The organism is Burkholderia mycopellens (genome assembly GCF_964265025.1).
Classification (GTDB): Bacteria; Pseudomonadota; Gammaproteobacteria; order Burkholderiales; family Burkholderiaceae; genus Burkholderia.
Genome location: NZ_OZ183802.1, coordinates 3,408,412 through 3,429,309, shown reverse-complemented (window position 1 = coordinate 3,429,309; position 20,898 = coordinate 3,408,412). Strand labels below are relative to the sequence as shown.

22 protein-coding genes and 2 pseudogenes are annotated in these 20,898 nt (G+C 67.1%); 16 read left to right on the top strand and 8 right to left on the bottom strand.

Annotated features, from left to right (window positions below; genetic code table 11):
• The first annotated feature begins 68 nt into the window (after positions 1-68).
• The 10 genes from tnpA (at position 69) to ACPTTC_RS15940 (ending at position 7,252) form a co-directional block, all read left to right on the top strand.
• Complete coding sequence (gene tnpA / locus ACPTTC_RS15985) at positions 69-452, top strand: IS66-like element accessory protein TnpA (protein ID WP_423393037.1); 384 nt, start codon at positions 69-71, stop codon at positions 450-452.
• Positions 440-703, top strand: a complete 264-nt coding sequence (gene tnpB, locus ACPTTC_RS15980; protein WP_423393036.1) for an IS66 family insertion sequence element accessory protein TnpB — start codon at positions 440-442, stop codon at positions 701-703. Before tnpA ends, tnpB begins: the two co-directional genes overlap by 13 nt.
• 142 nt (positions 704-845) lie before the next feature.
• Positions 846-986, top strand: coding sequence for a hypothetical protein (locus ACPTTC_RS15975; RefSeq protein ID WP_423393380.1), 141 nt, complete (start codon positions 846-848; stop codon positions 984-986).
• Between the two features lie 405 nt (positions 987-1,391).
• Positions 1,392-1,940, top strand: coding sequence for a G/U mismatch-specific DNA glycosylase (gene mug / locus ACPTTC_RS15970; RefSeq protein ID WP_423393370.1), 549 nt, complete (start codon positions 1,392-1,394; stop codon positions 1,938-1,940).
• Positions 1,927-2,550 carry a DNA-3-methyladenine glycosylase gene (locus tag ACPTTC_RS15965; RefSeq protein WP_423393035.1) on the top strand — a complete coding sequence of 208 codons (624 nt, stop codon included), beginning with the start codon at positions 1,927-1,929 and terminating at the stop codon, positions 2,548-2,550. Before mug ends, ACPTTC_RS15965 begins: the two co-directional genes overlap by 14 nt.
• A gap of 102 nt (positions 2,551-2,652) precedes the next feature.
• Positions 2,653-3,417, top strand: a complete 765-nt coding sequence (locus ACPTTC_RS15960; RefSeq protein WP_039345972.1) for a ParA family protein — start codon at positions 2,653-2,655, stop codon at positions 3,415-3,417.
• A gap of 500 nt (positions 3,418-3,917) precedes the next feature.
• Positions 3,918-4,502, top strand: a complete 585-nt coding sequence (phaP, locus tag ACPTTC_RS15955) for a TIGR01841 family phasin (RefSeq protein ID WP_226201466.1) — start codon at positions 3,918-3,920, stop codon at positions 4,500-4,502.
• Positions 4,503-4,794: 292 nt separating this feature from the next.
• Positions 4,795-5,976, top strand: a complete 1,182-nt coding sequence (locus tag ACPTTC_RS15950) for an acetyl-CoA C-acetyltransferase (protein WP_423393034.1) — start codon at positions 4,795-4,797, stop codon at positions 5,974-5,976.
• Positions 5,977-6,192: 216 nt separating this feature from the next.
• Positions 6,193-6,936: an acetoacetyl-CoA reductase gene (phbB, locus tag ACPTTC_RS15945; RefSeq protein WP_423393033.1), complete on the top strand. Its 744-nt coding sequence runs from the start codon at positions 6,193-6,195 to the stop codon at positions 6,934-6,936.
• Positions 6,937-7,045: 109 nt separating this feature from the next.
• Positions 7,046-7,252: a hypothetical protein gene (locus ACPTTC_RS15940; protein WP_423393032.1), complete on the top strand. Its 207-nt coding sequence runs from the start codon at positions 7,046-7,048 to the stop codon at positions 7,250-7,252.
• A gap of 90 nt (positions 7,253-7,342) precedes the next feature.
• On the opposite strand, the gene ACPTTC_RS15935 is transcribed toward ACPTTC_RS15940, so the two are convergent.
• Entirely contained in the window at positions 7,343-7,642 is a 300-nt protein-coding gene (locus ACPTTC_RS15935; RefSeq protein WP_423393031.1) for a hypothetical protein, read from the bottom strand.
• A gap of 80 nt (positions 7,643-7,722) precedes the next feature.
• Positions 7,723-8,022 (bottom strand): annotated as a pseudogene (locus ACPTTC_RS15930) (beta-ketoacyl-[acyl-carrier-protein] synthase II); the annotation flags it as partial.
• Positions 8,023-8,495: 473 nt separating this feature from the next.
• Here ACPTTC_RS15930 and ACPTTC_RS15925 point away from each other — a divergent pair.
• Positions 8,496-9,257, top strand: coding sequence for a M48 family metalloprotease (locus ACPTTC_RS15925; RefSeq protein ID WP_175970825.1), 762 nt, complete (start codon positions 8,496-8,498; stop codon positions 9,255-9,257).
• A gap of 107 nt (positions 9,258-9,364) precedes the next feature.
• Here the strand turns inward: ACPTTC_RS15925 and ACPTTC_RS15920 are convergent, their stop codons facing one another.
• From ACPTTC_RS15920 to ACPTTC_RS15905, 4 genes are read right to left on the bottom strand one after another with little or no spacing between them, the layout of a single operon-like run.
• Positions 9,365-11,077 (bottom strand): lactate permease LctP family transporter, encoded by a 1,713-nt coding sequence (locus ACPTTC_RS15920; RefSeq protein ID WP_423393030.1) that lies wholly within the window; start codon positions 11,075-11,077, stop codon positions 9,365-9,367.
• 49 nt (positions 11,078-11,126) lie between these two features.
• Positions 11,127-12,572, bottom strand: a complete 1,446-nt coding sequence (locus ACPTTC_RS15915; RefSeq protein ID WP_423393029.1) for a LutB/LldF family L-lactate oxidation iron-sulfur protein — start codon at positions 12,570-12,572, stop codon at positions 11,127-11,129.
• Complete coding sequence (locus tag ACPTTC_RS15910; protein WP_423393028.1) at positions 12,569-13,303, bottom strand: LutC/YkgG family protein; 735 nt, start codon at positions 13,301-13,303, stop codon at positions 12,569-12,571. Before ACPTTC_RS15910 ends, ACPTTC_RS15915 begins: the two co-directional genes overlap by 4 nt.
• Complete coding sequence (locus tag ACPTTC_RS15905; protein WP_423393027.1) at positions 13,300-14,097, bottom strand: (Fe-S)-binding protein; 798 nt, start codon at positions 14,095-14,097, stop codon at positions 13,300-13,302. Before ACPTTC_RS15905 ends, ACPTTC_RS15910 begins: the two co-directional genes overlap by 4 nt.
• A gap of 133 nt (positions 14,098-14,230) precedes the next feature.
• Between ACPTTC_RS15905 and ACPTTC_RS15900 the strand changes: the two genes are divergently transcribed.
• The 3 genes from ACPTTC_RS15900 (at position 14,231) to ACPTTC_RS15890 (ending at position 17,723) form a co-directional block, all read left to right on the top strand.
• A complete protein-coding gene (locus ACPTTC_RS15900; protein ID WP_423393026.1) occupies positions 14,231-14,947 on the top strand; it encodes a FadR/GntR family transcriptional regulator in 717 nt (238 codons plus the stop codon).
• A 227-nt stretch (positions 14,948-15,174) separates the two neighbouring features.
• On the top strand, positions 15,175-16,800 hold the full coding sequence (locus tag ACPTTC_RS15895) for a phospholipase D family protein (protein WP_423393025.1): 1,626 nt from the start codon (positions 15,175-15,177) through the stop codon (positions 16,798-16,800).
• Positions 16,801-16,949: 149 nt separating this feature from the next.
• Positions 16,950-17,723 (top strand): class II aldolase/adducin family protein, encoded by a 774-nt coding sequence (locus ACPTTC_RS15890; RefSeq protein WP_175221639.1) that lies wholly within the window; start codon positions 16,950-16,952, stop codon positions 17,721-17,723.
• A 13-nt stretch (positions 17,724-17,736) separates the two neighbouring features.
• On the opposite strand, the pseudogene ACPTTC_RS15885 reads toward ACPTTC_RS15890, so the two are convergent.
• Positions 17,737-18,187, bottom strand: a pseudogene (locus ACPTTC_RS15885) (hypothetical protein); the annotation flags it as partial.
• Positions 18,188-18,535: 348 nt separating this feature from the next.
• On the opposite strand from ACPTTC_RS15885, the gene ACPTTC_RS15880 reads away from it, so the two are divergent.
• Positions 18,536-18,970, top strand: coding sequence for a CHRD domain-containing protein (locus ACPTTC_RS15880; RefSeq protein WP_175956289.1), 435 nt, complete (start codon positions 18,536-18,538; stop codon positions 18,968-18,970).
• 89 nt (positions 18,971-19,059) lie between these two features.
• Positions 19,060-20,022 carry an alpha/beta hydrolase gene (locus tag ACPTTC_RS15875; protein WP_423393024.1) on the top strand — a complete coding sequence of 321 codons (963 nt, stop codon included), beginning with the start codon at positions 19,060-19,062 and terminating at the stop codon, positions 20,020-20,022.
• Here the strand turns inward: ACPTTC_RS15875 and ACPTTC_RS15870 are convergent.
• The gene (locus ACPTTC_RS15870) at positions 19,992-20,834 is read right to left on the bottom strand and encodes an EcsC family protein (RefSeq protein ID WP_043190554.1); all 843 of its coding nucleotides are present in this window, start codon (positions 20,832-20,834) and stop codon (positions 19,992-19,994) included. The two genes, ACPTTC_RS15875 and ACPTTC_RS15870, sit on opposite strands and share 31 nt — an antisense overlap.
• Between the last annotated feature and the right edge of the window lie 64 nt (positions 20,835-20,898).

Below are 20,898 nucleotides of genomic sequence, written 5' to 3'. Positions count from 1 at the left end.
GCGAACCCATCTTGAGTTTGACCGAGACGCTTGGGAGTATCGTGTCCACCTAACGAATAAGCGGACACGTGAACACTATCGAATCGGAATCACTCCCGGAGCGTCGTCGTCGGCAACGCTACAGCGAGGAGTTCAAAGCGCAGGTGGTTGCTGCCTGCCAGGGAGTCGGCGTATCGGTTGCGGCGGTCGCGCTGGAACACCGGCTCAACGCGAATCTGCTGCGGCGCTGGATCGATCAGGCGGAAGGTCGACTTCCCAAGAGACCGTTGGGCCGTCCACCGGCCACGCCACCGTCACTGCCAGCCTTTGTGCCGTTGGCATTGGGAACGCCGAGTCCGCATTCGCCAGAGATCCGCATCGAGGTGCGCCGGGGAGATCAGTCGATCACGGTGAGTTGGCCGGTGTCCGAGGCAACCCAGTGTGCCGCCTGGCTGCGTGAGTGGCTGCGGTGATCCGTGTCGACGAGATCTGGCTGGCAGTCGATCCACTGGACATGCGCGCCGGTTCCGATACGGCCTTGGCACGTGTGGTCAAGGTGTTCGGCGCCGCTCACCCACACCATGCCTATCTGTTCGCCAATCGGCGCGCCAACCGCATGAAGGTCCTGATTCACGACGGGATCGGCATCTGGCTGGCCGCGCGACGCCTGAACCAGGGGCAATTCGCCTGGCCGCACCTTGGCAGCGAACCCAAGGTGCCTTGACGCACGAACAGCTGGCCGGTCTGGTGCTGGGCTTGCCGTGGCAACGCATCGGCGAGGACGGCGTGATCCGTATCGTCTGAGTCCGGCGGGACGTAAACAGTTGCGCTTCCGCCGTCTGCAGGGTTCTGGCAGACTGGTCCGCATGAATTTGCCTGCCGACCTCGACGCACTCAGCCCGGAACAATTGCGCACCCTGACAGCGCAACTGATAGCCGCAGTCGAGGCGAAGGAGGGCATCGCCCGCGATGCGGTGATGCTTGCGAGCCTCTGGATGAAGTGTTGATGCGCGACAGTCTGCCCTCGGAGGGAAAGGCTACATCGAGAAGTGATGCCTTGTTATCGTATACCACAGGCTATAGGATATGAACCTTGAGTGACGTCGTCAGCGACGAGTGCGGCGTCCCTTGAGTGGGCAAATGATGGCGGTGGTACCGTCCAAGTCACAAAGGGCCTGTTTGGTCTTCGCCCGGAAGGTGTGACAAGTGTCCAACGGCATTCATTGGAATTTGTGGCTTTTCAACAAGTTGGCGGAGTTTTTTACAGTACTATGTTCCGCTAACCGTTCTGATTTCCAAGTCGGCATCCCGCATCACGATGGGCCCGAATGTCCGAGTCAAGCCAGCTGCTTGGCCCGGGTCTTCGGGCCTTCTTTCGTTTACGTCGATGTTCCTTGTGCGCCAGGCAAAACGTGGCTGACGAACTTCCGGACCTCATCGCTGCGCATCTCGACGTGCTGTTCTGCGGGATCAACCCCGGCCTGGCCGCAGCCGCGACCGGGCATCATTTCGCGGGGAGAAGCAACCGCTTCTGGCGCGTGATCCATCTCGCGGGCTTCACACCGGCGGAAATTTCGCCGCAGGACGATCACTTGATACTCCGGTATGGCTACGGCCTGACGGCGGTGGTGAAGCGTCCGACCGCGAGTGCCGATCAGCTTTCGCGCACGGAATTCATTGCTGCGGCCGCGGCGTTCGACCAGAAGCTGGCGCGTTACCGGCCGCGCTTCGTCGCTTTTCTCGGCAAGGCGGCGTACGCGGCGCTTGCCGGAAAGCGAGAAATCGAATGGGGATTGCAGCCGGCCCGGATGCAGGGGGCGAACGTCTGGGTGCTGCCCAATCCCAGCGGGAGAAATCTCGCGTTTGGCCTCGACGCTCTGGTCGATGCATACCGTCAGCTTCGTCTGCAGGTGACGGCCGTTTCCGGTTTTCAACCGGAGGGGCAGGATGCGGCGCAGTGACTCCGCGTCCCGGTGGCCGGGCACCGTGCTGCCGCGCGCATTCTTCGACCGCGTCGCTACCGACGTCGCGCCGCAACTGCTGAACAAGATTCTCGCGGCTGCGGACGGCCGGGCCGGCCGGATCGTCGAAGTCGAAGCCTATGCCGGCGCGATCGACCCGGCCGCGCATACCTATCGCGGCAAGACGCCGCGCAATGCGACGATGTTCGGGCCGCCGGGGCACCTGTACGTCTATTTCACCTATGGCATGTACTGGTGCTGCAACTGCGTGTGCGGCCCGGATGGCACGGGCACGGGCGTGCTGATTCGTGCGCTCGAACCGCTGCAAGGGCTCGAGCAAATGCGTGCGGCACGGCCGCCGCAGACGCGCGACCGCGACCTGTGCCGGGGGCCGGCGCGGCTGACCCAGGCGATGGGGATCGGCGGCGCGCAGGATGGTATCGACCTGATCGGCGCGCGCGAAGGGTTCGCGATCGTCGACGACGGTATCGCGCCGCCTGCCGATCTGGCGGGCGGGCCGCGCATCGGCATTCGCGTCGGCACGGAGCTGCCGTGGCGGTGGAGCGTGCCCGCCAATCGATATGTGTCAGGATCGGTGACGCGCCGCTGATACACCCCGTGCCAAGATGCGCACAATTCGACCTGCGTCACGCGACCGCCATTATTGACCGGCTAAGCTTGTCTTTTCGACGTTCTCGATCGAGGAGACACAATGCGGCGGGTCGTATTCAACCAGAAGGGCGGCGTGGGCAAATCGACGATCGTCTGCAACCTGGCGGCGATCAGCGCGAGCGAAGGGCTGCGCACGCTCGTCATCGACCTCGATGCACAGGCGAACTCGACGCGCTACCTGCTCGGCGACGCCGCAGCCGACGCGCAGCCGGGCGTCGCCGATTTCTTTGAAACCGCGCTGACCTTCAACTTCCGCCCGGTCGACGTCGCTTCATTCATTCATCCGACCCCGTTCGAAGGGCTCGATGTGATGCCCGCGCATCCGGAGCTCGACACGCTGCACGGCAAGCTCGAATCGCGCTACAAGATCTACAAGCTGCGCGACGCGCTGAACGAGCTCGACACCTACGACGCCGTCTACATCGATACGCCACCCGCGCTGAATTTCTATACGCGCTCGGCGCTGATCGCGGTCGAGCGCTGCCTGATCCCGTTCGACTGCGACGATTTCTCGCGCCGTGCGTTGTACACGCTGCTCGAGAACGTGAAGGAAATCCAGCAGGACCACAACGCGGCGCTCGAAGTGGAAGGGATCGTGATCAACCAGTTCCAGCCGCGGGCGAGCCTGCCGCAGCGGCTGGTCGACGAACTCGTCGAAGAAGGGCTGCCGGTGCTCGCGTCGAGGTTGTCGGCGTCGGTGAAGATCCGCGAGTCGCATCAGCAGTCCAAGCCGGTGATCCATCTGGAACCCGGGCACAAGCTCGCGCAGGAGTTCCTCGCGCTGCATCGCGAACTGGCCGGCTGATCTCGCGCCTGTCTGGCGAACCCGCGGCCGCATCGTGCGGCCGTTTTTTATTGCGATCCGCAATTCATCCGATCATTGATTTCGTCATTAATAATCCCGAAAACGATTTCATAATAAATCCAAAAAAACGATTACATAAGTGACCGCTCCATTTTCAATGAGTGCCGGTTTTCTAATAAACGGAATAATGAATTGGTAAATGTTGCGCGACGTCATGATCCGCTATCCTGTAAAAAGGTAAAAGTGCATTGCGGGACAGAGCGATGCGCCGTCTCATCTGCAATGTCGGCGCATCATGGGTTCCAGCGGTCACTCCGGATCCAAATAAGGGTTTACACTTAGTATTAATGCCATTTAATTGACAATTAATCGATCTAGAATGTGCTCCTTCAACTTCCCGTGCTCAAACAAGTGACGGGTTGTCAATAAGGAAGTCTGCCGTCGATCGGCTTCCAATTTTCTTTACGTCGTCTCTCGCATTGCTAACAGGAGCGTGCCCGATGTCCGTATTTGCCCCCGAAAAAATCAACGCCGATTATCAATCCGGTATCGCCGCGTGGTTTGCTATCGCGCGTCCGGCGATCCAGGGTTTCGAGGCTGTCGTCGAACTCAACCTGCAAGCGGCCCGGACGGCGCTCGAGGAATACGAGGACAAGCTGAAGAACGCGTTCAACAGCAGCAACCCGGCCGTGGGCTTCGCGCAGCAGGTCGCCGCACCGCAGGAAGCGGCCGGCAAGGTCGTGTCGTACGGCCGCCATCTGTTCGACATCGCAGTGTCGACGCAGTCTGAATGGGCGAAGGTCGCACAAGCGCAATACGAACAGAACGACAAGCGCCTGAAGGACGTGCTCGGCGAGCTGTCGAAGCATGCACCGGCCGGCTCGGCGCCGGTGGTGGCCGCGCTGAACTCGGCGCTGTCGGCGGCGACTGCCGCGGCCGACTCGGTGCGCGCAGCGACGGGTCAGGCGATCGAAGCCGCACAGAGCGGGTTCGATGCGGTCAGCGAAACGGCAACGCGCGGCGCGAAGCAAACGGTTGCCGCCGCACGTAAGGACGCAGCGACTGCACGCGAATCGGCTGCGTAATCGCGTAGCCACGCAAGCACGTGTCGCGCACGGGCGCGGCACGATCGATCGGCGCCGGATGGCGCCGGGCGCCGCGTGTGCCGCGTGGCGTCCGGCGAATGTCCGGTTTGCCGCAAGACGCCGGTGAACCGGCGGGCCGTACCGGTGTGCCGCCCGTTCGAACGGGTGCCGCGCGCCGCATGGCGGCGTGCGACCGCTATCGCGCCGAACGGCTCGAGAGGTGTGATCGCCAGCCGAGGCCGGCTCGGGCCGGCGTCAGAACGACGAACTGATTTCAATGCAGGAACTGGACATGACGGACGTAGTGATCGTATCGGCCGCGCGGACCGCGGTCGGCAAATTCGGCGGTTCGCTTGCGAAGATTGCGGCGCCGGAGCTGGGCGCGACGGTGATCCGCGCGGTGCTGGAGCGTGCGGGCGTGAAGCCCGAGCAGGTCAGCGAAGTGATCATGGGGCAGGTGCTGACGGCCGGCTCGGGGCAGAACCCGGCGCGGCAGTCGCTGATCAAGGCCGGGCTGCCGAATGCAGTGCCGGGGATGACGATCAACAAGGTGTGCGGCTCGGGCCTGAAGGCCGTGATGCTGGCGGCGAACGCGATCGTCGCGAGCGACGCGGAGATCGTGATCGCGGGCGGCCAGGAGAACATGAGCGCGTCGCCGCACGTGCTGCCGGGCTCGCGCGACGGGTTCCGGATGGGCGACGCGAAGCTGGTCGACACGATGATCGTCGACGGCCTGTGGGACGTGTACAACCAGTACCACATGGGCATCACGGCGGAGAACGTCGCGAAGGAATACGGGATCACGCGCGAGGAGCAGGACGCGTTCGCGGCGCTGTCGCAGAACAAGGCGGAAGCCGCGCAGAAGGCCGGGCGCTTCGACGACGAGATCGTGCCGGTGGCGATTCCGCAGCGCAAGGGCGAGCCGCTGCAGTTCGCGACGGACGAATTCGTGCGTCACGGCGTGACGGCGGAATCGCTGGCGGGGCTGAAGCCGGCGTTCTCGAAGGACGGCTCGGTGACGGCGGCGAACGCGTCGGGGCTGAACGACGGCGCGGCGGCGGTGCTGGTGATGTCGGCGCAGAAGGCGGCGGCGCTCGGCCTGACGCCGCTGGCGCGGATCAAGGCGTACGCGAACGCGGGCGTGGATCCGAGCGTGATGGGGATGGGCCCGGTGCCGGCCTCGCGCCGGTGCCTGGAGCGTGCGGGCTGGACGCCGGGCGACCTGGACCTGATGGAGATCAACGAGGCGTTCGCGGCGCAGGCGCTGGCGGTGCACAAGCAGATGGGCTGGGACACGTCGAAGGTGAACGTGAACGGCGGGGCGATCGCGATCGGTCACCCGATCGGCGCGTCGGGCTGCCGGATCCTGGTGACGCTGCTGCACGAGATGGCCAAGCGTGACGCGAAGCGCGGGCTGGCGTCGCTGTGCATCGGCGGCGGGATGGGCGTCGCGCTCGCGGTCGAGCGCACTTGAGCGGGGCCTGACACACGTCCCGCATGTGGCGCCGGCCGGCGCCGCACGCGGGTGGAGCGGTTTTCGCGCACGACAAGCAGCCAACAACAAGCGCGAGGTGCCGGTGCGCGCCGCGCCCGCGACGCGGGCGGCTGCGCATCGAAGCGGTGGGGCGGCAGCCTATGCGATGCCGTCGCCCCGCCTTCATCGATTACTTTTTTGTCGGTAATTTATAGGATGACTAAGCGAATTGCAGTTGTGACAGGTGGAATGGGCGGTCTTGGCGAAGCGGTCAGCATCAGGTTGAACGACGCGGGCCACCGGGTAGTCGTCACGTATTCGCCGAACAACACCGGCGCCGACCGCTGGCTGACCGAGATGCACGCGGCCGGCCGCGAGTTCCTCGCGTATCCGGTGGACGTGGCCGATCACGATTCGTGCCAGCAATGCATCGAGAAGATCGTGCGGGACGTCGGCCCGGTCGACATTCTCGTGAACAACGCGGGCATCACGCGCGACGTGACGCTGCGCAAGCTCGACAAGGTGAACTGGGATGCCGTGATCCGCACGAACCTCGATTCCGTGTTCAACATGACGAAACCCGTCTGCGAAGGCATGGTCGAGCGCGGCTGGGGTCGCATCATCAACATCTCGTCGGTGAACGGCTCGAAGGGTTCGGTCGGCCAGACCAACTATGCGGCCGCGAAGGCCGGCATGCACGGTTTCACGAAATCGCTCGCGCTGGAAGTCGCGCGCAAGGGTGTGACGGTGAATACGGTGTCGCCGGGCTACCTCGCGACGAAGATGGTCACGGCGATTCCGCAGGACATCCTCGACACGAAGATCCTCCCGCAGATTCCGGCGGGCCGGCTCGGCAAGCCCGAGGAGGTCGCGGCGCTGGTCGCTTACCTGTGCTCGGAGGAGGCCGGCTTCGTGACGGGCTCCAACATCGCGATCAACGGCGGCCAGCACATGCACTGACGCACGGTGGCCCGGACCGCATTCGCGTGCGTTTCGGGCCGCGTTCCGCTATATCCAGTGCCGCAGCGGCGGCAGGCACGCCGCTTCGGCCTCGCATTCCGGAGAAGGCATGGGTGACACCTGGATGGGACTCGTGATCGGCGGCACGGCACTGGCCGTCGGGTTGACGATGGCGATCGTGCTCCACTGGCTGGAGCGGCGTCGCGCGCGGTTGTTGCGGAACCTCGATCATCGCGACTGCTGGTTCGCCGCGTACGGCAAGTGCTTTGCCCGCCGGCCGGCGAGGCTGGCACGCCGCATGCGCGGCGCGCGTTGACGCCGGCGACGTCGTGCCAACGCGACGCCGCGATTGACGAACGGTCACGCATCGCGCGCATGCGGTCGGTGATGCGCGCGATGCGCTTGATCAATGGCTTTTTTCGCTCTTTCCGGCCGACTCGCCCGCGTCTTTCTTGTGGAAGATCCGCTTCGTCGTGCGCTTGGTGGCATCCCAGCCTTCACGCGACACGTGTGCGACCCCGTGCCCGACCGCCTTCGCGGCGCTCGCGGTCGCGTGGCCGAAGCTGCGGGCCGCCTCGCCGGTCTTGTGCGCGGCTGCCTTCGAATCGCGCTTGATGTCCTGCTTCACTGCCGACATGTCCGCATGCGCGATCGGGCTGATCAGCGCCAGAACGAGCGCGGTGCCAATGAACTGACGAACTTTCACGACCGGGTTTCCTGCCGTTGAGCAAGCGGCTTCATCGAGGATTCGCAGCGCCGGCTGGCGCCGGGCGAAACGCGCGGAGCGCCGTCGCGTGCTGCACCGTAGCGTGCGACGGCCGCCGTGACGCGGGCGTCGAAGCCGTCCCGCGTGAGGCCAAGCTGTGCGACGCGGTTGTTGCGGCACGCGAAGTCGGCCAGGTCGGCATGCACGGGCTGCGCATCGGCGCCGTCCACCGCGTCGATCCATGAGTCGAGATCCGCACGCTCGAAGTCGCAGGGCCGCGGCCCGACGCGCGCGTCGTGGCGTAGCGCATCGAGGGTCGCGTCGAGGCTGCGGCAGATGCAGCTGGTGGCGGTGAAGTGCAAGCGCAGGAGGGGTTTCACGAGGGTCGCATCCGGTGGCCGGAACGGGTGCCGCAGCAGGGCTGGCAGGCGCGCCGTTCGAGGTCGGATTTTATCAAACGGGGGTGCCGAACCGGCCGGCACGCCCGGCTCGCCGGGCAGCTCAGGCGCGAGCGCCGCGCGCAGCGTGGTCCAGTGCAACTGCGTGTTGGCTGCGAGCGCCATTGACGTGCCGCGCAAGTCCGCACGTGTCGGCAGCGGTGCGTGGCGCGCGACCTCGACGTCGGTGATGAACGGCGCGAACGGGTCGGGCTTGACCGCGACAGGCTGGTTCGCGACGGCGTCGTGCATCCGCACGGCGATTGCTCCTTTTCTGTCGTCAATCCCGCTCCGGTGCGCCAATTCGTTCCAATTCGACAAGTAATGAACGTGTCATTGGATGTAAACATCTGGTAATTTTCTGCCGGATTATGCAAAATCGCCGCTCCCAAATACAACTATCGAGGGATTCCGGGATGCAACTCAAGAAAGCGGTGGCAGCGTGTGGCGTGGCGTTTCTGTTGAGCGCGTGCGGCGGGGTGCAGAGCCTTGACGCGAACAGCCTGACGTCGGCGGGGGCCAGCCTGTACAAGGCGGCGACGCTGTCGGACAGCGACATCGCCGCACTGTCGAACGAATCGTGCAAGTCCAGCGACGCCGAGTCGAAGATCGCGCCGGCGAACAGCGCATACGCGAAGCGCCTGACGAAGGTGATGAAGGGCTTCGGCGACATGACGCTGAACGGCCAGAAGATCAACTACAAGGTCTACATGACCAAGGACGTCAACGCGTGGGCGATGGGCAACGGCTGCGTGCGCGTGTACAGCGGCCTGATGGACATGATGAACGATGACGAGCTGCGCGGCGTGATCGGCCATGAAATGGGCCACGTCGCACTCGGTCACTCGAAGAAGGCGATGCAGACCGCCTACGCGGTCAGCGCGGCGCGCACCGCGGCCGGCGCGGCATCGCCGGGCGTGGCGGCGCTGACGAGCTCGCAGCTCGGCGATATCACCGAGAAGTTCATCAACGCGCAGTTCTCGCAGACGCAGGAAAGCGCGGCGGACGACTACTCGTTCGACCTGATGAAGCAAAAGAGCATGAACCAGAAGGGCCTCGTCACCGCGTTCCAGAAGCTGGCGAAGCTCGACGGCGGCCAAAGCTCGATGATGAGCTCGCACCCGTCGTCGACGAGCCGTGCGCAGCACATCGAGGATCGCATCGCGAAGGGCAGCTGATCGTACGTTCGACCGCCGGCCCGCACCGGCGGTCGGCATGCGAAAAGAAAAACCCCACGCCCGCCCGGGCGTGGGGTTTCGTTTTGTTGGGCCTGGCTGCGCGCCGCTTACGGCACCATCCCCGGCAGCACATAGGCCTGCGCGAGCGTGATCAACCCGACGATCACCGCGAACAGCAGGCTGTGTCGCACCGTGAAGCGGAACAGCTCGGATTCCTTGCCGACGAGGCCCGTTGCCGCGCAGGCGACCGCGATCGACTGCGGCGAGATCATCTTCGCGGTCACGCCGCCCGTCGTGTTCGCGGCCACCGCGAGCGTCTCGGGCACGCCGAGCTGATGGGCCGTGGCCTGCTGCAGCGAGCAGAACAACGCGTTCGACGACGTGTCCGAGCCCGTCAGGAACACGCCGAGCCAGCCGAGGAACGGCGAGAAGAACGGGAACGCGGCGCCGGTCGCGGCCAGCATCAGCGCGAGCGTCGACGACATCCCCGAATAGTTCGCGACGAACGCGAACGCGAGCACGAGGCCGATCGACAGGATCGGGCGCGTCAGTTCCTTCAGCGTCTCGCCGAACGTGACGAGCGCGTCGCGCGGCTTCATCCGCAGCAGCGCCATCGAAATCAGCGCGGTCACGAGGATCGCGCTGCCCACCGCCGATACGAGATCGATCTTCAGCACGGCGTCGAGCACCTTCGGCGTCGCGGCGATCGGCGCGGTCTTCACGACGAGCTGGTCGAGCCCCGCCACATGGAACTTCAGCACGGTCGACGCGAGCGCGCCGTGCGCGGCGAACAGCGCCTTGAACGGCGCGATGCTCCATACGGTGACGACGGCTGTCAGGATCAGGAACGGCGACCATGCACGAACGGTCTGCGCGAGCGTGTACGGTGACGCCTGCCGGCTGGTGCCGGCGCCGAAGCCGTTGCGCGAGCCTGCGCCGCCGAAGCCCGCGAGTGCGGCGCTGCCGCCCGACGCGACGAGGCCGTCGGCCGTCTGCTTCGCGGTGCGCGGCTGCCAGACCTTCAGGAACGCGGCGAGCGCGACGAGGCTGACGAGCGACGACGTGATGTCCGGCAGTTCGGGCCCGATGTGGTTCGACGTGAAGTATTGCGTCACCGCGAAGCTGCCGCCCGCGACGAGCGCGGCCGGCCACGTTTGCCGCACGCCGCGCAGCCCGTCCATCATGAACACGAGCCAGAACGGTACCGCGAGCGACAGCAGCGGCAGCTGGCGGCCGGCCATCGCGCCGATATGGAACGGGTCGATGCCCGTCACCTGCCCGGCGACGATGATCGGGATGCCCATCGCGCCGAACGCGACCGGCGCGGTGTTTGCAATCAGACACAATCCCGCCGCGTGCAGCGGCTTGAAGCCGAGCCCGACGAGCAGCGCGGCAGTGATCGCGACGGGCGCGCCGAAGCCGGCCGCGCCTTCGAGGAAGGCGCCGAACGAGAAGCCGATCAGCAGCATCTGCAGGCGCTGGTCGTCGGTGATCGACAGCACGGACGCGCGAATGATGTCGAACTGGCCGGTCTTCACGACGATCTTGTACAGGAACACGGCCGCGACGATGATCCACGCGATCGGCCACAGGCCGTACGCGAAGCCGAAGCCGGCTGCCGCGAGCGCCTGCGGCACGGGCATCCCGTACGCGAGGATCGCGACGCCGAGCGAGAGCAGCAGCGTGATCGCCGCCGCGACGTGGCCCTTGAGCCGCAGCGCGGCCAGCGCGACGAAAAAGAAGATGATCGGGATTGCGGCGACGAACGCCGACAGCCCGAGGCTGCCAAGCGGGGTGTAGATCTGGTGCCAGGCCTGCATGGATGTCTCCTCCATAGGTTTTGTCGGTACGGCTTGAAAAACGGAACGGCTACTCGGGCTGGCCGCGTGCGCGCAACAGGTCGGACAGGCTGCGCGGCGCCGGTTCGAGCGGCGTGCGGTGCTGCGTCCAGCCCATCTGTTTCGCGGGCGTCAGCGCACGCAGCCGCGTTGCGGTCCAGCGGAACGCGCGGTACGCGCGCGGATGCGCGAAGGCACCCGACCAGAAGCGCCAGACGAGGTCTTCCGCGCGGCTGTAGTTCGCGCCCTGGCCGCGCAGCGGATGCGCAACGGGTTCGTCGGGCTTGCGGTTTGCTTCAGTGCGCAGCCGCACGAGCAGTTGCGGGATCGGGATCCGCACCGGGCATACCTCGCCGCAGGCGCCGCACAGCGTCGATGCGGTCGGCAGGTCGGCCGTCGCGTCGAGGCCGAGCAGGTGCGGCGAGATGATCTTGCCGATCGGGCCCGGGTAGGTCGTGCCGTATGCGTGGCCGCCGATGCGCGTGTAGACGGGGCAGTGATTCATGCACGCGCCGCAGCGGATGCACTGCAGCGTCGCGCGCAGCTGCTCGTCCGCGTAGGCCTGCGTGCGGCCGTTGTCGAGCAGCACGAGATGCAGCTCGCGCGGGCCGTCGCGTTCGCCGTCGCGGCGCGGGCCCGAGATCAGGTTGAAGTAGGTCGTGATCGCCTGGCCGGTGGCCGAGCGCGTGAGCAGGCTCGACAGCGGCACGATGTGCTCGAGCTTCTCGACCACCTTCTCGATCCCCATGATCGCGACGTGCGTGTCGGGCACCGTCGTCGACAGGCGGCCGTTGCCTTCGTTCTCGACGAGCCACAGCGTGCCGGTGTCGGCCGCCGCGAAGTTCACGCCCGACAGGCCGATGTCCGCATCGGCGAACGCGCGGCGCAGCGCGCGCCGGCCGGTCTGGATCAGTTCGTCGACGTCCTCCGTGTAGTGCGTGCCGGGGATGTGTTCCTCGAACAGCTCGGCGATGTCGGCGCGCGTCTTGTGGATCGCCGGCATCACGATATGCGACGGCTTCTCGCCCGCGAGCTGCACGATGAATTCGCCCATGTCGGATTCGATGCAGTCGACGCCGTGCTCCGCGAGGTAATGGTTCAGCTCGATTTCCTCGCTCGCCATCGACTTGCCCTTGATCACGCGGCGCGCCTTCTTCGCCTGCGCGATGCCGAGCACGATTGCGTTCGCGTCGGCCGCCGTTACGGCCCAGTGCACATGCACGCCGGCTTCGGTGAGCTTCGTCTCCAGCCGTTCGAGCAGCGCGGGCAACTGCGCGAGCGCATGCTGCCGCACCGCTTCGCCGAGGTCGCGCAGTTGCTGCAGCTCGGCCTCGTCGGGGAACTGCGTCGAGCGCTTGCCCTGCAGGAAGTCCATCGCGCCGCGAAAGCTCTTGCGCAGCGCGGGATCGTCGAGCGCGGCGCGCGCACGGGTCTTGAAGTCGCCGGGGGCGACGAATTGCAGCGTGTGGTCGCTCATTGCGGGAGAGCCTCGCTGGCGGTGGCGGCCGGGCGAGCGGCTGCCGTATCGGTGACGATCACGACCCACAGACGGCGCGGGCCGTGTGCGCCATAGGCGAGCGTCTGCTGGATGTCGGAGGTCTTCGACGGGCCCGACACCAGCACGAGGTTGGTCGGCATGCCGGCGTGCCAGCGCTCCGCGCGCACGGCCGCATGCAGGTCGGGATGCAGCGTGCTCGCGTGGACGAGCGCGACATGCAGCGGCGGCACCAGCGACACCGTGCGCGGCGTGCCGGCATCGGGTGCGAGCACGACGGTGCCGGTAGCCGCGATGCCCGAGCGCGCAACGGTGAAGCCCGCGTCGATCGTGTCGAACAGTTCGGCCATCCAAGTGTCGATCGGCCGGTCGAACGGCACGGGCGCGACCGTGTCGGGCAGCGCGCGGGCGAGCGCCGCGGATTCGGCGCGGGCCGGGTCGAGCAGCAGGCGGCGCACCCCGGCCTCGGCGAGTCGTGCAGCGAGCTGCGCGGGCCATTCGTCACCGGTCGCGCACCAGACGTCCGCATGAGACGCGGCAAGCGCGGCCTGCATCGTGTGGGCAAGCGCGTGCGGATCACTGGCGGTTCCGGTCTGCGCGCGGCGCGTGTCGTAATGCGTGTCGATGCGGGCGTCGAGCGCGGGGGCGGCCGTGGCCGCGACACCCGGGGCGGCGGCGCGCAGCCGCTGAAGGATCGTGTCGCGCGCGCTCATGGCTTGTCTCCGCGCAGCGACGCAGCGCCCGCCGTGCGGCGCCACAGGAAGCTCGCGAGATGCTCGACGGGTAACGGCGCGCCGGCCTTGTCGGCCGCGTGGCCGATGTTCAGCAGGCAACCGCAGTCGGCGGACACGAGCCGGTCGCAGCCCGTCGCGCAGGCCGACGCGACCTTGTCGCGCACCATCGCGCCGGAGATGTCGGGATGCTTCAGCGAGAACGTGCCGCCGAAGCCGCAGCATTCGGATTCCCGTTCATGTTCGATGCGCGTCACGCCAGGCAGCGCGTCGACGAGCGCGACGCCGTGCACGCGTGTGCCCATCTCGCGACGCGCCGCGCATGACGTGTGCAGCACCACGCGCTCGTCGGCGCCGGCCGGCGCGGCGAGCGCATCGAGCCGCACGTCGAGCACGTGCACGAGGAATTCGGTGAGTTCGTAGGTACGTTCCGCGATCGCACGGGCCTTGGGGCCGTGGACGGGATCGTCGGCGAACAGCGCCGGCCAATGGTGCCGGATCATGCCGCCGCACGAGCCGGACGGCACGATCACGGGCCACGCTTCGGCGAACAGGTCGAGCTGCGCGGCCGCGACGCGGCGCGCTTCGTCGGGATTGCCGCTGCTGTAGGCCGGCTGCCCGCAGCAGCTCTGGCCGCGCGGATAGTGGACGGTCAGGCCTTCGCGTTCCAGCAGGCGGACCGCGTCGAGCCCGGCTTCGGGGACGAACAGGTCGACCAGGCAGGTCGCGAACAGGTAGACGTGCGCGGCGGCGGCGGGGTACTGCCTTTCGTTCATGTCTCGCTCCAGAGGCGCCGGCCCGGCATGCGGATGCGGGACGACGATTTCGCTGCATAATTCCCGCGACGGCGCCGTAGCTCAAATTGGTTGGGCCAATCGGCGCGGCAGGCATTCCGCAGGAGACGCGACGATGGCAGCGATGACGGCACGGGGCCGGACCGAAGTGGTGATGCGCAAGATCGAGACGGCGCTGCTCGACGGCACGTGGCCGGCCGGCGCGCGCCTGCCGGCCGAGCGCGTGCTCGCGCAGGAATACGGCGTCGCGCGCAATACGGTGCGCGAGGCGACCCAGCGGCTCGTCGCGCGCGGGCTGCTGCAGAGCCGGCGCGGCGCGGGCGTCTACGTGACCGACCAGTTGCGTGCCGGGATCGCGTCCCCGTGGGGCCAGCTGGTCGCCGATCATCCGGCGCTGCGCGACGACATCCTCGAGTTCCGCCGCGTGCTCGAAGGCGCGACCGCCTATTTCGCCGCGCTGCGTGCCGATGCGAACGACCGGCGCCGGATCCGTACGCTGCTGCGCGAGCTCGAAACCGCGCACGCGAACGGCGCCGCGGCCGTCGAAGCCGCGACCGACGCGAAGCTGCACGAGGCGATCGCGCTCGCGTCGCACAACACGATGTTCCTGCACCTGCATACGAGCGTGATCGGGATGCTGCGCGAGCACATCTCGATCAACGTGGCGGGCATGACGACGCACGACGAGCAGGCGTCCGAGCTGCTGTTGCTGCAGCACCGCGTCGTGTGCGACGCGATCTGCGCGCAGCGGCCCGAGGAGGCGCGCACCGCGATGCAGACGCATATCGACTTTGTGCGCAGCCATTTCGAACGCAGCGGCGATGGCGCCTGATATTGGTTGGACCGCTTCGGCGCCTGGCCGGCCCTACGGGCGCTTCCGGCGCTCAGGGGTATCGAAATCAGGCAGGCGGGGGCAAGTCAGCGGCATGAAGCCCCGGTCGGTGGCGCTTGCGCGATTGACCGGTTCGTCCGGCGCCCACTAGAATCGGCCGGAACCGTGCGCCAGCCGCGCGTTGCGGCGCATGCGGGCCGTTTGTTCCGCCAGTCGAGGAAGTTTCCGTGTTCACGTCTTTGATCCGGCGCGCACCGGCCGCGCTGTCGTGGCGCGCCGCATGCCGCCTGGCCCGCACGCTGGCCGCCGGTGTACTGCTGTCGCTCGTCGCCGCCTGCGCGACACATCCGCCCGCCACTACGCTCGATCGCCCGGTCTCCCATGCGTTGCCGCCCGATACCGCGACGCCGCTGCGCGAGGCGCTGGCCGCGCCCGAGGCCGCGCATCCGGGCCAGTCGGGCTTCCGGCTGCTGCCGGAAGGCGCCGAGGCGCTGCAGATGCGCATCGCGCTCGCACGGGCCGCGACGAAGACGCTCGACATGCAGTACTACATCGCGACCGAGGACACCACGGGCAAGCTGCTGCTCGCCGCGGCGCTGTACGCGGCCGATCGCGGCGTGCGGGTGAGGATGCTGGTCGACGACCTGAACTTCCGCGACATCGACCGCATCATGGCCGCGCTGAACACGCACCCGAACATCGAGATCCGCGTGTTCAACCCGTTCGGCGCGTCGCGGTACGGCATGGTCGAACGCACGGCCAACTTCTTCACGCGCATCGACAGCTTCACGCGCCGGATGCACAACAAGGCGATGATCGCGGACAACCAGATTGCGATCGTCGGTGGCCGCAATCTCGGCGACGAGTACTTCAATGCGAGCCCGACGCTGCAGTTCCGCGACCTCGACGTGCTGGCCGCGGGCCCCGTGACGAACGACGTTTCGGCGAGTTTCGACGCGTACTGGTCGAGCGCGAGCAGCTATCCGCTGCGTGTGCTGAATCACCAGTCGTTCGATCCGAAGGACCTCGACGCGACGCGCGACGAGCTGCGCAGCCATTGGCGCCAGAACGCCGATCCGTACAACGCGAAGCCGCTGAACGCGACGCCGCTCGCGCAGCAGATCGCGCGCGACGAGCTCGCGCTCGTGTGGGCGCCGGCCGAGTTCAAGGCCGACGCACCCGACAAGGTCGCCAAGCCGACCGACGCGTACGTGAGCCCGCCGATGCAGCGCCTCGTCGAGCTCACGCGCGGCGCCCAGCAGGAATTCCTCGCGTTCTCGCCGTATTTCGTGCCGCACGACGCGGGCGTGAAGATTCTCGGCGAGACGACCGCGCGCGGCGTGCGCGTCGCGATCCTCACCAATTCGCTCGCCGCGACCGACGCGGTCGCCGTGCAGGCCGGCTACGGACCATACCGCGTGCCGCTGCTGCAGCACGGCGTCGAGCTATACGAGTTCAAGGCGCAGCCGGGCCGGCAGCGCCCGCGCCTGTTCGGGTCGCGCTCGCGGGCGAGCTTGCATGCGAAGGCGTACGTGATCGACCGGAAGATCCTCGTGATCGGCTCGATGAACCTCGATCCGCGGTCCGCGCACCTGAATACCGAACTGGCGCTCGTGATCCACAGCCCGGCGCTCGCGCAGCAGGTCGCGACGATCTTCGCGCGCGTGACGCAGCCGGATGACAGCTACCGCGTGAGCCTTGTGACGCCGGCGGGCGGCGGGACGCCCGAACTCGAATGGACGGGCACCGACAACGGCCGGCCGACCACCTATCACGTCGATCCGCACGCGGGGCTGCTGCGCAACCTGATGACCGGCATGTTCATGCTACTGCCGGTCGACGACCAGCTTTAAGGGGACGGAAGCGCTCCGGCTAAACCCGCGTTTCCGGTGCGCGCGGAACGATGATATGGTTGTGTGCGCAACTAATGTGACGTGCAAGACGGCGCCGTCAGGCAGCCCGCACCCCGCGTGCCGCGCACGCCCGCAACCGGAGTTCCCCCATGCAACGTGTCCCGAACCAGCCGTTCACGCGTCCCGCCCGTTTCTCCGAAGCCGAATGGCAGGCACGCGTGCAGCTCGCGGCGGCGTACCGCATCTTCGATCATCTCGGCTGGACCGAGCTGATCTACAACCATATCTCGCTGCGCGTGCCGGGCGAGGACGGGCATTTCCTGATCAACCCGTTCGGGCTCCATTACCGCGAGGTGTGCGCGTCGAACCTGGTGAAGATCGATATCGACGGCAACGTGATCGGTCATTCCGACTGGCCGATCAACCCTGCCGGCTTCACGTTCCATAGCGCGATCCATGCGGCGCTGCCCGATGCGCACTGCGTGATGCACGTGCACACGACGCCGACGATGGCCGTGTGCTGTTCGCGCGACGGGCTGTCATTCTCGAATTTCTATTCGGCGCAGCTGTACGGGAAGATCGCGTATCACGACTTCGAGGGCATCACCGTGCATCTCGAAGAAGGGCGGCGCATCGTCGAGAGCGCCGGCGGCCGGCCGGTGCTGCTGTTGCGCAACCACGGGCCCGTGACGATCGGCGCGACGCTCGCGCAGACGTTCTCGCTGATGTGGCTGCTCAATCGCGCGTGCGAGGTGCAGGTCGCCACGCATGCGATCGGCGACGCGCTGTCGATCGCGCCGCCCGTGCTCGAAGCGTGCGTGCGCGATTCGCTGAATTTCGATCCGAAGCATGGCGCGGGGCAGGACGCGTTCGACGCGCTGCAGCGTATCGTCGATCGCATCGATCCTGGCTATCGCGCGTGACGCGCAGCGGTCGGAAGCGGTAGCCGAGGCCGGTCTGGATCACGTCGGTGTCGCGTTGTACCGCGTGACCGCACGGTTCCACGTGATGCGCGTGAGCCAGCGATCGGATATGCGGTAGCTGGCCGAGATCGACACGATGCCCGAGAACCGGCCGTCCCCTGGCCCCGGCGGGTCGCGCCGGTTGCGCTGGTCGATCGTGAAATAGGCGCCTGCGTGACCCTGTCGTTCAGGAACGCGCGCGTGAGCCACGGCTCGGACGCGATCCCGTTGCGGGGGATCGATTGTTTCGCGCCGTCGTACATCCAGGTCGCGGTGCGGTCGATGGTGCGCATCAGGCCGCGCCGGTACTCGAGGCTGCCGCCGAGCGTCGGTGGCGACGAGCGGCTGTTCAGGATCGTCTCGCCGAGCATCGCGGTGACCTCGTTGTTCGTGACCTTGGCGGTGCGCGTCAGCGGCGTGTCGCGACGCCTGTACGCGTGGCCGGACCTGCCGGGCCAGCGAGCGGCGCGCGCAAAAAAAACGCGGCCGGGCGGCCGCGTGAATACTCGCAGACTCCTTCGGACGAAGGAAACAAGCAACTGTGAGACGCAGTGTAGCGAAAGGCCGCGCGCGGATTGAGTCATCGGGCTGCAAAGGTCCGTTCCAGGTAGACGCAGACTGACACGTCGCGCGCCGTGCGAGATAGCCTGCCGTGCGTGGTGCGGCGATTCGCTGGATGGCCGTTCGGGGGACTCCCGCAGCGGCGGCGATCGACTACCATCATGTCTGGCGCCCCCGCTCGGGCGGCGTACAACGTCGTACAAGGAGAGTCCATGCTCAAGCTGCGTTTGCTCCAGGTCGCGTTACTCGCGGGCGTGCTCGCCGCCGGCAGCGCCGCTGCCGAAACGGTGCGCCTGACCGCCAATCTCCAGCCGTCGAGTGAAGTGCCGCCGACGGCGACCAAGGGTTCGGGCGACGTCGAGGCCACCTACGACACGGCCACCCACATGCTGCAGTGGAAGGTCACTTACGAGCACCTCACGGGGCCGGCCACCGCCGCGCACTTCCATGGGCCGGCACCGGTTGGCCAGAACGCCGGCGTGCAGGTGCCGATTCCAAAGGACGAGCTGGCAAGCCCGATCAAGGGTTCGAAGGAACTCACCGACGCGCAGGTCACCGACCTGATGGGCGGCAAGTGGTATTTCAACGTCCATACGAAGGAGCACCCGTCCGGCGAGATCCGCGGCCAGGTGATGCCGGCGAACTGAGTGCCGGCGTTTGATATAGAGGCACCTGTCGAGCGGTGCGGGTGCGATCGCACGTACCATCGTCACACTGTGATTACGGAGTGCGTCCGATGAGTTGGCAAAGCAAGTTCGCGTGCTGGCTGCTGCGCTGGCAGTTCCGTCCCGAGACCACGCGCGAGGTGCTCGATCCTGCCCGCGCACGGCGCTTTACCGACCTGCGAATGTATGTGCCGCGCCGCGCGCCGTCGGGCTACCGGCTGCGCCAGTGCTACGGCGCGGGTGACGCACCGCTGCGCGGCGAATGGCTCGAACGCACTGACGCGGGCGAGGGGCGCGGGCCCGGCCGCACGCTGCTGTACTTCCACGGCGGCGGCTATTACTTCTGTTCGACGAAAACCCACCGGCCGCTCGTGTTCGGCCTGACGAAGCGCGCGGGCGTGCGCTCGTTCTCGCTCGACTACCGGCTGGCGCCCGAAAACCGTTTCCCGGCCGCGCTCGACGATGCGCTGGCGGCGTACCGGCAACTGCTGGCGCTCGGCACGCCGCCCGAGTCGATCGTGCTCGGCGGCGATTCGGCGGGCGGGGGCCTCGCGCTCGCGACGCTCGTTGCGCTGCGCGACCGTGGCGAGCCGCTGCCGGCCGGCGCGATCCTGTTCTCGCCGTGGACTGATCTGGCCGCCACCGGCGCGACGCTGCGCACGAACGACGGCGCCGATCCGATGTTCGCGGGCGCGGCCCTGCCGAAGGCCGCGAAGCTTTACCTGGGTGACGAGCCGGGCACGAATCCGTACGCATCGCCGCTCTATGCGGATTTCGCGGGCCTGCCGCCGTTGTATATCCAGGTCGGCAGCACCGAGGTGCTGCTCGACGATTCGCGCCGCGTCGCCGAGAAGGCGAAGGCGGCCGGCGTGGCGGTGGAGATCGAGGTGTGGCCGGACATGCCGCACGTGTGGCAGCTGTACGCGCCGATGGTGCCGGAAGCGCGCGACGCGCTCGACCGTGCGGCCGCGTTCCTGCGCCGCGTCGCGGTCGAACGTGCGGTTCAGCGTGCCGGCGAGGCGTCGATCGCCTGATAGGCCGCCTTGACGGCCACCGAGCCGTACTTGCGCTCGAGCCGGCGCACGGTGAAATGGCCGTGCGCCATCTGCTGGAAGTGGTCGATGAACAGCGTATTGACGGTCGCGCCGAGCACGGCTCCGATCGCCGGAATCGATTTCGCGGCCATCTGCTCGGTCACCTGCACCGAGAAGCGCGACGCCACCGTCTGCACGAGCTTGAACACGGCCGCCGAGCTGTGCGCGGCGATGCCCTTCGTCGTGATGTCCGACGATGCCTTCGAGATCGCCTGCGCGAGCGCGCCGCGCAGCACGAAATAGCCGAGATCGGCGTCCTCTTCCTGCTTGTCCGGGTTGCCGCCCATGCCGAGCACGGCCAGGCATTGCAACTGCGTATCGACCGAGCTCAGGTCTTCGCCCTCGCTGCGCGCGATGTCGCACACCGAGCGGAAGATCAGCGTCGTCGTCACCGGCAGTTCGACCGGCAGCGCGAGAAAGCCGAACGCGCCGCCCGCCGCGCCGGTGGTCGCCACTGCGAGCTTGTGCAGCAGGTTGCTCGGCTTGTCGGGCTCGGCGTCCGGCGCCGGCGGCTTGCCGAGCGTGCGAAGCGCGATGTTCAGGCACTTGCGCAGCGCGAGCTGCGTCGCGTCGTTGATCTTGCCTGTCGCGAAATCCGGCAGCCGGGCGATCATTTTCTCGACCGGCGCGCCCAGCATGCCCGTCAGCTTCATCGTCAGCGACGGGCTTTCCAGCACCTGCTTCGCGCGCCACAGCGCGTCCCGATCCTCCTGCGACAGCGTGGTCGCGGGGGTGATTGAAATCGGTTCCATCTTTCTCCTTGGGGGGCTGAGCCAGTTTGACCGTCGCCGGCCTAGATTACTCCGGCATGCTAGA